This is a genomic window from Streptomyces sp. NPDC051064, assembly GCF_044455985.1.
Classification (GTDB): domain Bacteria; phylum Actinomycetota; class Actinomycetes; order Streptomycetales; family Streptomycetaceae; genus Streptomyces.
The window spans coordinates 386,079-398,905 of the sequence record NZ_JBITFK010000009.1; the positions used below are offsets into that span (position 1 = coordinate 386,079).

Sequence of the window (12,827 nt, forward strand, 5' to 3'; positions counted from 1 at the left end):
GGCAGGTGTGCCGGGTCAGTTGGCCCACGGAAGCGGGTGGTCCGAGATGCCCCAGTACAGGGACTTCTGGCGCTGGTAGGCGCGGATCGCGTCGCGGCCCTTCTCCGTGCCGAGGCCGCTGTCCTTCCACCCGCTGAAGGGGGTGGAGGCGCTGAACTGCTTGTAGGTGTTGATCCAGACGGTTCCGGCCTCGATCCGGCGCGCCAGCGCCCCGGCGGCGCGCAGATCGCGGGTCCAGATCCCGCAGGCCAGGCCGTAGACGGAGTCGTTGGCCTGGCGGACCAGGTCGTCCTCGTCGTCGTAGGGCAGGGCGACCAGGACCGGACCGAAGATCTCCTCCTGGCAGGTGCGCGAGGTGTTCGGGAGGCCGTCGAGGACGGTGGGCAGGTAGTACGCCCCGTCCTCGTACAGCTCTCCCTCGGGGGCCGCACCGCCGCACAGCACGCGGGCCCCTTCGGACCGGGCGAGGTCGACGTAGGCGGCGACGGAGTCGCGGTGGCGGTGGTGCACCAGGGGGCCCACCTGGGTGGCCGGATCGGTGCCGGGGCCGACGCGCAGCTTGCGTACGCTCTCGACGAGTTCACCGACGAAGGAGTCGTAGATCTCGCGTGCCACGAAGAGCCGGGATCCGGCGATGCAGGACTGGCCGCTGGACGAGAAGATCCCGAACAGCACGCCGGCCAGGGCCTGTTCGATGTCGGCGTCGGCGCGCACGATCGTCGGCGACTTGCCGCCCAGCTCCAGTGAGGCGGGGATCAGCCTCCGGGCGGCGGTCTCGGCGATGGACCGCCCGGTCTCCGTGCCCCCGGTGAACCCGATGCGGCCGACGAGGGGGTGGCGCACCAGGGCGTCGCCGACCACCCGGCCGCTGCCGGGCAGCACGGAGAGCAGTGCGGCAGGCAGCCGGAACTCGTCGAGCGCCTGGAAGACGATCCGCCCGAGCGCCAGGGAGACCAGGGGGGTCCAGGCCGCGGGCTTGAGGATCACCGCGTTGCCGGCGGCGAGCGCGGGAGCGATCTTCTGCGCGTCACTGGCGACCGGGGAGTTCCAGGGGTTGATCGCGCCGACGACGCCGATCGGCTCGTGCGTGCTCACCGTGACGTACGGGCCCCGGGACGGGGTCACCGACTCCTCGGCCGTCTCCAGGACGGCCGCCATGTAGCGGAAGGTGCCTGCCGCGCTGAGCGCGAGGGCCCTGGTCTCGGTGAGGGTCTTGCCGGTGTCGGCGGTCTGCAGGGCGGAGAGCTCGTCGGCGGCCCGCTCGGTGAGCTCGCCGATCCGGTGCAGCAGCCGGGCCCGCTCATGGGCGGGCAGGTCGCGCCAGGCCGGGTCCGCCACGGCCTGCGCCGCGGCTTCGGCCGCTTCGGCGACCTCGTCCGCGGAGGCGGAGCGGACGGTGGCGAGTACGCGGCCGGTCGCCGGGTCGACCGTGTCGACGGGCTCGCCCGCACCGCGCCGCCACTGGCCCGCGATCAGGATTTCGGTGGGGAACTGCATCACGGGTGGACCTCCGGACGAGGCGGAAAGGGGGTGGACTCCGGGTGCGGACAGGCTCGTTGGGTTGCCGCCACCGGACTGCCGAAGCGCTAGAAATCTAAGCGCTTAAGTTTCTCGACACAAGACCCTGAGGTGAAATCGTTGCCCGGGAGGTCTTGAGCACCACTTCCATGCGATCGATGATGGTGGCCGAGTCGCGGGGAGCAATCTTCCTAAGCTCTTAACTATTGACCGCTTAGGTATAGCCCCCTACTGTCTCCGCAACTCATCTGCCCGCGGAAGGACCCCTCCATGACGACTGTGGCCGGCAAGCCCGCTCTCGGCTCGATCGCCGCGAGACTCGAACGACTGCCGCACTCGCGCTGGCACATCAAGGTCCGGTTCCTGATCGGCGCCGTCACCTTCTTCGAGGCGTTCGACCAGCTGCTGGCCGCGTCCGCACTGCCCGTCCTGATGAAGGAATGGCACCTGTCCACCGGGCAGGCCACCTTCGCCGTCACCTCCGCCTCCATCGGCATGCTGCTCGGCGCCCTCGCCGCCGGCTGGCTTGGCGACCGCATCGGACGCGTGCGCACCGTCGCCCTGGGGGTAGGGGTCACGGGCCTCGCCAGCCTCGCCGTGGCCTTCTCCGGCAACATCGAGACGTTCTCGCTCTTCCGCTTCCTCCAGGGCCTCGGGATCGGCGGCGTCGTACCGGTCGCGGCGACGTACATCAACGAGATCGCCCGGTCCGACAAGCGGGGCCGCTTCGTCCTGCTGTACGAGATGATCTTCCCGGCCGGACTGGCGGCCGCCACCCTGCTCGCCGTCTGGGTGGTCCCGGCCTTCGGCTGGCGCGCGATGTTCCTCGTGGGCGCGCTTCCCGTGGTGATCGCCGCGATGCTGCCGCGCCACGTCGAGGAGTCCCCGCGCTGGCTGCTGTCCCGTGGACGTACGGCCGAGGCCGAGGCCGCGATCTCACGGATCGAGGCGGAGGTCGCCCGCGCGACCTCCGAGGAGCTCCCCGCGCCGACTCCGTCCGTGGACACGCCGGACGAGCCCAAGGGCACCCTCATGGACCTGTTCCGGGGACGCTATCTGCGGCGTACGGCGGTCCTGTCGGGGCTTTGGTTCGTGGCGTACTACGTGAACCACGGCATCTCCACCTGGCTGCCCTCCCTCTACACGAAGGAGTTCGGCCTGGACCTCACCACGGCGCTCGTCTACACCCTGGTCAGCAACGTCACCGGCCTGCTGGGCACCTTCGTGGTGGCCATGCTGATCGACCGAATCGGCCGCAGGCCCGCTCTGATCGGCGCTTTCGTCGGCACCGTGCTCTCACTCGCCGTACTGGCGCTCGCCGGCGCGACCTCGGGCGGCCAGGTGGCCCTCTTCGCCTCCTGCACGACGTTCTTCCTGTACGCGATCAACGCGGGGCTCTACCTCTACTCCCCCGAGCTGTACCCCACGTCCAACCGGGCCAAGGGCGCGGCGTTCGGTGGCCTGTGGAACCGGTGCGGCGTCATCCTCGGCCCGGTGGCCGTCGGCGCGGTCATGGGGGCGGGCGGCGGACTGGGGCTGGTCTTCGCGCAGCTCGCCGTCGTGGGCGCGGTGGGCGCCGTGATCGCGTGGTTCGCGGTCGAGACCAAGGGCAGGACGCTGGAGGAACTCAACTCCTGATCACACCGGTTCGGGGCCGGTGGCCCGGAGCAGCGCTCACTGCTACAGGACCGGCACCTACATGGACTACCTGGTGCCCACCTCCTCGAAGATCCCCGACCTCGACATGGACGAACTCTTCACCGCGAGCCCGATGAACGACCTCGGGGTCACGCGAGGGCACCGTCACGCGCGACGAGACCGCTCGCTCGATGCACCTCGACCTCAGCGGCAGCGAGACCCGGGGCGCGGGAACCGCGTCCGCGACGGTGACCGCGACCCTGACCGAGGGCCCCGACGGCACCCGGGTGCACGTGCGGACCGACCTCGACATCCCGCCGTACCCGCGGCCGCCGTGCTCTTCGCCGTCGTGCTGGTCAGGGCGGCGAGGCGGCGGTCCCGCGGCTGATCCTCCCATCACCTCAGCGGTAAGATTCTCAGTGCCGTGAGAAGCCGGGGGGGACGCCGGCCGACGCCGTACGAGGGGATGAGATGGCAGCATCAAGGCCTGGGGACCAGGACGCCGTGGCGAAGGTGGTCGAGGACTGGGCGCGGGAGCGGCCGGAGCTGGACACGAGCCCGCTCGAGGTCCTCGCCCGGCTCCACCGCTCCTTCCTGCGCTACAGCACCGGACTCACCGAATCCATCGAGCGGCACGGCCTGTCCGTCGCGGGCTTCGACGTCCTCACCGCGCTGCGCAGGTCCGGGGAGCCCTACCGGCTGACAGCCGGGCAGCTCGCCGACTCCGGGCTGGTGTCGTCGGCGGGGGTGACCCTGCGGATCGACCGCCTGGAGAAGGACGGCCTCATCGTCCGCGAGCGGGACACCCAGGACCGCAGGGTCGTCTACTCCCGGCTGACGGAGAAGGGCCTCGCGACCGTGGACACGGCGTTCACCGAGCACCTGGACAACGAGAACCGGATGCTCGGAGGGCTCTCCCCCTCCGAGCGCCGGCAGCTCGCGCGGCTGCTCCGCAAGCTGGAGATCTCGATCCTCGACGCCGACGAGGAGCGGGCCGGCGCGGCGGAATGACCTCCGGGCCGGCATGGCTCTCCCTCCCCGCCCGAACGTCGCCGTCCGGGCCTTCAGCCCTTCAGCCGCTCGCACAGCTCGTCGTCGTCGGCGACGAACCAGGTCTGGGTCCCCCGGTTGCACTCGCGGACGAAGTCCCGGAGTGAGGAGCTCTCCTCCGTACGGCCGGAGACATCGCCGAGCACCACCAGTCCCACGCCGTACTGCACGAACTTCTGGACGATGTCGCCCGCGACGCGGGTCTCCAGCCGGAAGAATCTCTCGTCGAGACGCCCGACGGGGATGACGGCCCACCGGGCGCCCTGGTAGCCCGCGTCACCGATGAGATCCAGGGCCTCCCTCTCCCCGCGGATGGTCTCGCCCTGGGCGGGGCATATCAGGACGGGCACGTCATGGATGGTCTGCAAGGTGCTCATGGGCGACCAGACTAGACGTGTCGGGACGAGCAGCGGGCGACGCCGGAGCCGTTGCTGCGACGGGCGAGACCGGCAGACCCGCGCCAGGTGTCCGAGTGGCGCGGAGACGGCGCTCGCTCGGCGCGGAAGGGGGCTCGTCGGGCCCGCGATGAGCCGGGGCCGGCCGTCAGTCGTTCGCGTGGGAGCACCGGCTGCCCTCGGCCCGCCTCGGCACCCGCATCCGGCGCATGAGGTCGCGCGTCCCGCGTCGGTCGAGCGTGGTGCGCCAGACGACTCCCGGATACCGGGCTCGCAGGTGGGAGAGCGCCCTGGTGGCCAGCCCGCTGCGATGGAACTGCTTCTCGATGAGCACATCGGTGATGACCGCCTCCGCGCAGGAAGCGCAGAGGCGGAAATCCACGTGGCCCACCACCTTGCGCACGTGTACCAGGAGCAGACACTGCGTGTCACCGGCGCCCCACCCGGGCGACTGCACCAGCTCGACCTCGCTGTAGGCGAGCATGCGCCGGTGCCAGTCGCCCTTGCGGTGCCTGAGCAGTCGGTGGCGGCCCCCGCCACCGTGGTGCGCGGGGTGTTCCACGTCGTCCGGCCCACGGAGGGGCGCGCCGTGGAGCGTGTCCGTCTTGGCCTGTGCGTCGCTTCCCTGCATGACTCGCGCCTGCCCCGCCTGCCGCGACCGATGCGTCCGGCGGGCGCCGGACACGAAGGGGCTCCGGCCGGACGGCCTTCAGGTGCCGGGACCGGGGTCCGGCCGGACGGGCTCGGTGATACCCGCTCTGGCGGCCTCCAGTTGGGCCGCGAACGCGATCCCGAGGAACAGGACGATGCCGGTCAGGTTGGCCCACAGCAGCAGCGCCACGAATGCGGTCAGTGGCCCGTAGACGGCACCGAACGAACCACTTTTGCCCACGTAGAACGTGAGCAGCCAGGTGGCCGCGACCCACAGGACCAGATGCACGGCGGAGCCGAAGACCAGCCACGTGTAGCCGGGCTGCACACGCCGGGGTGACCAGCGGAAGATCACGGCGGAGGCCAGTGCGGCGCAGACCGTTCCGGCCGGTATCTCGAGGACATCCCACCAGCCGAGCCAGGACCGCGACCAGCCGAGGGCCTCCACCACCGAGTCCCCGACGGCTTCGCCGGCGACCAGCACGAGGAACCCCAGCATCAGCGGCAGCCCCGCGGCGACTGCCAGCAGCAGCCCGCGACCGTACTTGGCGAGGAAGGGGCGATCGCGCTCGATGCCGTAGATGCGGTTGCAGCCTCGTTCGATCTGGCCCATCGCGGAGGCGAGATTGAGCACGGCGAAGCCGAGGCCGAGCCACATCGCCAGCGCGCCTGCCGTCGTGGAATCCGCGCTCCGGCGGGTGTCCCGCAACGCTCCTTGCACGAGTTCCACGCTGGCGCCGGGCACGATCCTTCCGAGCGTCAGCTCGATCACGCGGCCGATGCTCTCGGTGTGCACTGTCGTGGCCACGCCCACCAGCGCGATCACGAAGGGCACCATGCCCACGACCACCTGAAATCCGAGGGACCTCGCGAAGCTGAATCCGTCGGCGTACCGGAACCGTGCGAAGGCGTCGAGGAGCAGCTTGCGCCCGCCGTAATGGCGCAGCGCGCTGAGAGCTTCGTCCCCCGAGAGCTCCTCCCCGATCATGTCCCGCGTCTGCGGCACATGGACGACTGTCCCCATGAGACCTCTCCTCCGACTGTCGGTTCTGCTGTCCGACCCGCCCGCACAGTAGTTCGTGCAGAGACAGCAGAGCCATCAGCCCCTGGACCTGCGAACCTCGTGGGCGGACGGCAGAGGCGGGGTGGTCATCGTCGGACGGCTCCGTGGTCCGTCCGCCGCGGGAAGAGACGGGCCAGTTCCTCGGCCAGGGCGGTGAGCTGGGCGCGCCCGGGGTGTCCGGCGAAGGCCGCGATCTGGAGAAGGGATCCGCCCCCGCGCACGGTCAGCAGCTCGGTGTCGAGCAGCCCTGGGACGATCCGGCGGATCGCGTCGGTGGCGGCGGGTTCGGCGAGCAGCTCCGCCAGAGGCGTACGGAGATTGAGGGCTCCTTCGGGGAACTCGTCGGAGCGGGCGGCCGGTTCACGGGTCGCCTCGGCGCGCTCGCGCTGGGCGGCCACCAGCAGGTGGGCCTCGGTCACCTCGTCGGGGTCCTGCGGCAGGCCGAGACGCTCGTACTGGTCGTGCGGTGCCTCGCTCGCCTTCAGCCGCTCCACCAGCAGCCTGATCATGCGCAGTTCGGCAGCGTCGTCGACGAGGGGCTTCTCCTGCTGAGGGTCCGTGGCCAGGTCGAAGAGGAGACTGCCGAAGCGCTGCGGCCCCAGCAGTGGTGAGGGGTTGGCTGCGATCCTGAGGGTGCGCACGCCCTTGGTGAAGCCGAACGGTTCGGCGAGGGTCAGATCGGACAGCTCTCCGGGGGTGAAGCGGCCCCGGATGCGGGTGGGCATCAGGGTGTGTTCGTACAGCGGCTGGTTGGTGTCGTCATGGCAGGCCCGCATGTAGACGTACCGCCCGTCGGTGACGTTCACGTGTCCGCCGAACATTCCGAACAGCGCCGATTCGCGCGGCTGTCGGGCGTCGGGAGCTTCGCGCAGCGGCCGTCCCTGCATGTCGGGGGTCCGTTCGACGCCGAAGAAGTCGAGGAGGGTCGGCGCGAGGTCGATCGTCTGGACGAGCGCGCCGTCGCGGCTGCCGGCACGGTCCGGGCGGCGCGGGTCGTGGACGAAGAGCGGGGTGTGGACCAGTTCGTCGTACCAGGGGGTGACGACCTTGGCCCACCAGCCCTTCTCGCCCAGCAGATAGCCGTGGTCGGTGCAGACGACGAGCATCGTGTCGTCCCACAGGCCGTGGGCGTCCATGGCGTCCAGGACCCGGCCCAGCGAGTGGTCGCACATGGAGAGCAGCGCGGCGTACTCGTAGCGGGCGTGTTGCACCTGGTCGTCCGTCTCGGTGACCCGGTTGTAGTCGGGCCAGTCGAAGTGCGGGCCCTCGTAGTCGTGCGGGTAGAGGTCCTTGTAGTGGTCCTGGGTGAAGAAGGGTTCGTGCGGGTCGAAGGTCTCGATCTGGACGAACCAGTCGTCCTCGGCGTGGTTGGTCCGCAGGAATTCGAGCCCGGCGTCGAAGGTCAGGGTCTGCGGCTGCTTCGCCTCGCTGTCCAGGTGCTGCCGGTTGACCCAGTCCTGGCGCCAGAGGTCGTTGCGGGTGGTGCGCAGGTCCTCGGGGATCTCCGGCTCGGCGACCTGTCCCTTCCAGGCGTCGCCCTCCTGTCCGCGGAAGAACTCCCAGGAGTTGTAGCGGCCGTGGTAGGTGGCGCCGCCGTCCTCCCAGTAGTGCTGGTGGTCGCTGACGAGGTGGGTGTAGACGCCGTGCCGCTTCAGGATCTCGGGCATCGAGTCGTCGAACGGCTCCAGCGGGCCCCAGCCGCGGTGCAGGAAGTTGTGGCGGCCGGTGTGCAGTTCGCGGCGGGCCGGCATACAGGGCATCGAGCCCGCGTAGCAGGTGTCGAACGTGACCGTGCGCTCGGCGAGGCGACGGAAGTTCGGGGCGTGGATCCAGTCGGCGCCGTAGGGCGGCAGCAGGTGCCGGTTGAGGCTGTCGAACATCACCATGATTGCCTTCACGAAGGGGTACGTCCTTCCGCGGCGGGGGCGGGTGCGAGGTCGCGGGCACAGCGGAAGCCACCGTGGCCCGTCGAGGAGTCGGGGGTGTTGTGGGAGCGTGCGGCGACCCTGTAGCGGTTGCAGTACGAGGCGTGGCACAGGTAGGAGCCACCGCGGATGACGCGTTCGCCCGGCCCGAAGGCGTCGGCGCACCACTCCCAGACGTTGCCCGAGGTGTTGTGGAGGCCGTAGCCGTTGGGGTCGTACGCCGTGACGGGCACGGTTCCCGTGCGGCCGCCGGGCCGCTCCGAGCGGTGCGGGAAGCGGCCCTGCCAGGTGTTGCACATCTCGCGGCCACCGGGGGTGAGTTCGTCACCCCACGGGTAGCGCGCGCCCTCCAGGCCGCCGCGCGCGGCGTACTCCCATTCGGCTTCGGTCGGGAGCCGGACACCGGCCCAGGCGCAGTAGGCCAGTGCGTCGTCGTGGGAGATGTGGACCACCGGGTGGTCCGTCCGTCCGGCGAGATCGGAGCCGGGCCCCTCGGGGGCGTCCCAGGACGCCCCCGAGACCCCGAGCCACCACGGGGCCCCGGCCACCCGGCCGAGGACGCTGCCTGCGGCGGCCGGGTGGACGAGCAGGTGGAACACGTAGGAGCTGCCGTAGCGCTCGGCGTCGGTGCGGTAGCCGGTGGCCTCGGTGAAAGCCGCCCAGTCGGCGTTGCTGACGGCGGCGGTGTCGATCGCGAAGGGCTCCACGCGCACCTCGCGCACAGGGCCCTCCCGGTCGGCGCGGTAGCCCTCGCCGAACGCGTCGCCCATCCGGAAGACGCCGCCGGGGAGTTCGGCCATCGCCCGGTGGGCCGCCGGTGCGCGGCGTGCCGACGGCAGGGGCAGCAGGGCCGTTCCCCGCCCGCCCGTACAGGGGCGTCCCGGGGTGCAGCAGGCGCTCACGCGAGGACCTCCGTCCGGTGGGATCGCGGTGCCCGGGGCACGGGTTCGGGCGCGGCGGCCAGGAGCGCGCGGGTGTACGGGTCGCCCGGGTTCTCGCAGATCTCGTCGGCGCTGCCGCTCTCCACGATCCGGCCCCGGTGCATGACGGCGATGCGGTGGCTGACCTGCCGGACCACGGCGAGGTCGTGCGCGATGAAGACCAGTGCGAGGCCCAGGTCGCGCTGAAGGTCGGTGAGGAGGCCGACGATCTGCGCCTGCACCGAGACGTCGAGCGCGGACACGGGTTCGTCGCAGATGAGGACGGACGGTGCGGGGGCGAGCGCCCGGGCGATGCCGATGCGCTGGCGCTGGCCGCCGGAGAAGGAGCGCGGGTGCCGGTCGGCGACGGCCGGGTCGAGGCCCGCGAGCCGCAGGAGTTCCGCGACCCGTGCATCCCGTTCGTCCCGCTCGCCGATCCCGAAGGCGAGCAGGGGTTCTGCGACGATCTGCCCGACCGTCATCCGGGGGTTGAGCGAGGCGTAGGGGTCCCGGAACACCATCTGGACCTGGCGGCGCACCGCGTGGAGCTCGCGGCGCGAGGGCCGGGTGACGTCCTCGCCACCCAGAAGTAGCCGTCCGCCGTCCGCGGGATGGGCGTGCGCCAGTACGCGGGCCAGGGTGGACTTCCCGGAGCCGGACTCGCCGACGATGCCGAGGGTTTCCCCGGCGGAGCGGGTGAGCGACACCCCGTCGAGTGCGGTGAACCCCCTACGTCCCCGTATCCCGCGCCCCTTATACGTCTTGCGCAGTCCCTCGGCCTCCAGGACGACGGCTCCCGGTGCGGGGCAGTCGATCCGGGAGGGGTGGGCGGGTGCGGGCAGGGATTCGGTGCGCCCGGCGGCGGGCGGACAGGCTGCCCGCACCCCGTCCGCCAGCTCGACGAGCGGGGGTGCCGTGGTGCGGCAGCGGTCCTCGACGAGCGCGCAGCGGTCGGCGAAGGCGCAGCCCTCACCGAGCAGGGCAAGGTCGGGCGGGCTGCCGGGGATGCCGGTGAGCCGGGTGCCCGAGGGGGCGGAGAGGCGGGGCACGGCGGCGAGCAGGCCGGCGGTGTACGGGTGACGGGGCCGGGTGAGCACCTCGGCGGTGGGCCCGTCCTCGACGACTCCGCCGCCGTACATGACGAGGACGCGTTCGCAGGAGCGGGCGACGACGCCCATGTTGTGGGTGATGAGGACCAGCGCGGTGCCGGTCTCCCGGTTGAGGTCGGCGAGCAGGGTGAGGATCTGGTCCTGGACGGTGGCGTCCAGCGCGGTGGTGGGCTCGTCGGCGACGAGGATGTCCGGCTCGCCGGCCAGCGCCATGGCGATGAGGATCCGCTGGCGCTGACCGCCGGAGAACTGGTGCGGGTGGTCGTCCACGCGGCGGTGCGGTTCGGGGATGCCGACCCGGTCCAGGAGTTCGACCGCGCGGTCCCTGCGGGAGGACCGGTCGTGGTGGCCGTGGGCGCGGAGCACCTCGTCGAGGTGGCGGCCGGCCGTCATCACGGGGTTGAGGGCCGTCATGGGGTCCTGGAAGATCATGCCGATGCGGGCGCCACGCACGGCACGCATTTCGGCGTCCGTGGCGTCGGCCAGGTCCTGGCCGTCCAGCAGGACCGAACCGGTGGTGATGCGGCCGGTGCCGGGCAGCATCCGGGTCAGGGCGAGTGCGGTGGTGGACTTGCCGGATCCGGACTCGCCGACGACGGCCAGTGTCCCGCCACGGCGCAGGCTGAAGGAGACGCCGCGCACGGCACGCAGGGCCGTACCGTCGTCGGCCGTGAACTCGACGCCGAGGTCGTGGACTTCGAGCAGATGCCGGTCGGTCATCGGCGTACCTCCCGGTTGAGCGCCTCGGCGACGAGCGACAGTCCGAGGACGAGCGCGGTCACGGTGATCAGGGGGCCTGCCGCGAAGTGGGGGGCCTCGGCGAGGTAGGGCAGGGACTGGCTCAGTACGGCCCCGAGGGTGGGTTCCGGCGGCCGTACGCCCACGCCGAGGAAGCTCATCGCACCCTCGATGAACACGGCGACGGTCAGTGAGACGGCGATCTGGACGATCAACGGGTCCGCAGCGTTCGGCAGGATGTGACGGAACAGCACCCGTCGCCCGGAGCTCCCGCCGACCCGGGCGGCGGTGACGTACTCCCGCTCCCGCTGGACCAGGACCGAGCTGCGCAGCAGCCGGCCGAAGACCGGGATCTCGGCGAGGGCTATGACCAGGATGACGGGGGTACGGCCGGGGCCCAGGATCGCGGTGACGGCGAGGGCCAGGATCAGCCCCGGGAAGGCGAGTACGAGGTCGAAGACGCGCTGTACGACCGTGTCCGCCACCGGATGCGAGGCGGCGAGGAGCGCGGCCAGGCAGCCGAGTACGGCACCGAGCGGCACGGCGACCGAGATGATGCCGAGGTCGGCACGGATGCCGTGGAGGACCCGGCTGAGCAGGTCCCGGCCGAGGTCGTCGGTGCCCAGGGGATGCCCGGAGGTGCCGAACGCGGCGAGGCTCTGTGCGCTCTGCTCGGTGGGCCCGTGCCCCGCGAGCAGTGGTGCGAGCAGGCCGGCGAGGACGACCGCGCCGACGAGGACGAGGCCGGTGCGGGCACGTGCGGTGGACAGCGCGACGCGGTACGGGTGGCGTGGACGGGTCCGGCGGCCGGGCTTACGGGTGGCGGCGGGAGGGGGCGGTCCGGTGAGGACGGGGTCGGTCGTTGTGGTCATGGGTCACTCCCACCTGATCCGGGGGTCGAGCCAGGCGTAGACGAGGTCGGTGAAAAGCTGGACGAGGACGAACACGGCGACGAGGAGGAGCAGGAGGTCCTGGACGACGGGGTAGTCACGGCGGACGAGCCCCTGTTCGGCGAGCTGGCCGAGGCCCGGCCAGGCGAAGATCGCCTCGACGAGCACGGCTCCGCCGAGCAGGTGCCCGGTCTGCATGCCGAGGAGGGTGACGACGGGCGGGAGCGCGTTCGGCAGGGCGTGCCGCCACAGCAGCCTGCGCGGCGCGACACCCGCGGCAGTAGCGGTGCGGATGTACTCCTCGGCCAGCGCGTGCTCGATCCCGTCCTTGAGGTAGCGGCCGAGGACGGCGGCGCTGGGGAGGGCGAGGCAGAGCGCGGGCAGCAGGAGGTACTGCACCGCGAGGTCGGGGGCGGTGAAGAAGGCGATCCGACCGCCCGGGGGGAGCACGCCCAGGATCACGGCGAACAGGAGTACGAGGACGACACCGCTGATGAAGGGCGGCACGGCGAGTGCCGCTGTCGTGGTCACCCGGATCGCGGAGCGGACCCAGCGGCTACGGGAGGTGGCCCCCAGGACGCCGAAGGCCGTGCCGAGCAGGACCACGAACAGCAGGCCTGCCAGGGTGAGTTCGACGGTGGCGCCGAGCCCGTCCCGGATCAGGTCGGACGTCTGTCCGCCGATCGCGTACGAGGGGCCGAGGTCGCCCGTCACCAGCGAGCCGATCCAGTGCGTGTACTGCGTGAGGAGCGGCGCGTCGAGGCCGAGCCGGTCCCTGATCGCGGCGACGGTCGCCGCGTCCGCGTCGGGCCCCGCGAGGGTGCTGGCGGGGTCGCCGGGGACGAGCCGCAGGATGGTGAAGATCAGGAAGGAGGCGACGAGCAGGACGAGGAGGGCGGAGGGAAGTCTCCGGAGCAGGTAGCCGCGCAT

11 protein-coding genes are annotated in these 12,827 nt (G+C 71.6%); 2 read left to right on the forward strand and 9 right to left on the reverse strand.

The window, feature by feature from the left end; genetic code table 11:
- Positions 1–15 precede the first annotated feature (15 nt).
- Entirely contained in the window at positions 16–1,497 is a 1,482-nt protein-coding gene (locus tag ACIBCU_RS30540; RefSeq protein WP_362929543.1) for an aldehyde dehydrogenase, read from the reverse strand.
- 291 nt (positions 1,498–1,788) lie between these two features.
- Between ACIBCU_RS30540 and ACIBCU_RS30545 the strand changes: the two genes are divergently transcribed.
- Both ACIBCU_RS30545 and ACIBCU_RS30550 read left to right on the forward strand, forming a co-directional pair.
- Positions 1,789–3,156, forward strand: a complete 1,368-nt coding sequence (locus ACIBCU_RS30545; RefSeq protein WP_399235386.1) for an MFS transporter — start codon at positions 1,789–1,791, stop codon at positions 3,154–3,156.
- 471 nt (positions 3,157–3,627) lie between these two features.
- Complete coding sequence (locus tag ACIBCU_RS30550) at positions 3,628–4,167, forward strand: MarR family transcriptional regulator (protein WP_362929537.1); 540 nt, start codon at positions 3,628–3,630, stop codon at positions 4,165–4,167.
- A 53-nt stretch (positions 4,168–4,220) separates the two neighbouring features.
- On the opposite strand, the gene ACIBCU_RS30555 is transcribed toward ACIBCU_RS30550, so the two are convergent.
- The 8 genes from ACIBCU_RS30555 to ACIBCU_RS30590 all read right to left on the reverse strand — a co-directional run bounded on the left by ACIBCU_RS30555 (position 4,221) and on the right by ACIBCU_RS30590 (position 12,827).
- A complete protein-coding gene (locus ACIBCU_RS30555) occupies positions 4,221–4,583 on the reverse strand; it encodes a DUF4180 domain-containing protein (protein ID WP_399235389.1) in 363 nt (120 codons plus the stop codon).
- 166 nt (positions 4,584–4,749) lie between these two features.
- Positions 4,750–5,232, reverse strand: a complete 483-nt coding sequence (locus ACIBCU_RS30560) for a hypothetical protein (protein ID WP_399235390.1) — start codon at positions 5,230–5,232, stop codon at positions 4,750–4,752.
- 78 nt (positions 5,233–5,310) lie between these two features.
- Positions 5,311–6,276, reverse strand: a complete 966-nt coding sequence (locus ACIBCU_RS30565; protein WP_362929531.1) for a YihY/virulence factor BrkB family protein — start codon at positions 6,274–6,276, stop codon at positions 5,311–5,313.
- A gap of 125 nt (positions 6,277–6,401) precedes the next feature.
- Complete coding sequence (locus ACIBCU_RS30570; protein WP_399235392.1) at positions 6,402–8,213, reverse strand: sulfatase-like hydrolase/transferase; 1,812 nt, start codon at positions 8,211–8,213, stop codon at positions 6,402–6,404.
- A complete protein-coding gene (locus ACIBCU_RS30575) occupies positions 8,210–9,040 on the reverse strand; it encodes a formylglycine-generating enzyme family protein (protein ID WP_399235427.1) in 831 nt (276 codons plus the stop codon). The genes ACIBCU_RS30570 and ACIBCU_RS30575 overlap by 4 nt, the downstream gene beginning before the upstream one ends.
- Before the next feature lie 98 nt (positions 9,041–9,138).
- On the reverse strand, positions 9,139–10,989 hold the full coding sequence (locus ACIBCU_RS30580; RefSeq protein WP_399235394.1) for a dipeptide ABC transporter ATP-binding protein: 1,851 nt from the start codon (positions 10,987–10,989) through the stop codon (positions 9,139–9,141).
- The gene (locus ACIBCU_RS30585; protein ID WP_399235395.1) at positions 10,986–11,879 is read right to left on the reverse strand and encodes an ABC transporter permease; all 894 of its coding nucleotides are present in this window, start codon (positions 11,877–11,879) and stop codon (positions 10,986–10,988) included. Before ACIBCU_RS30585 ends, ACIBCU_RS30580 begins: the two co-directional genes overlap by 4 nt.
- A 3-nt stretch (positions 11,880–11,882) precedes the next feature.
- Positions 11,883–12,827 (reverse strand): ABC transporter permease, encoded by a 945-nt coding sequence (locus tag ACIBCU_RS30590; RefSeq protein WP_362929523.1) that lies wholly within the window; start codon positions 12,825–12,827, stop codon positions 11,883–11,885.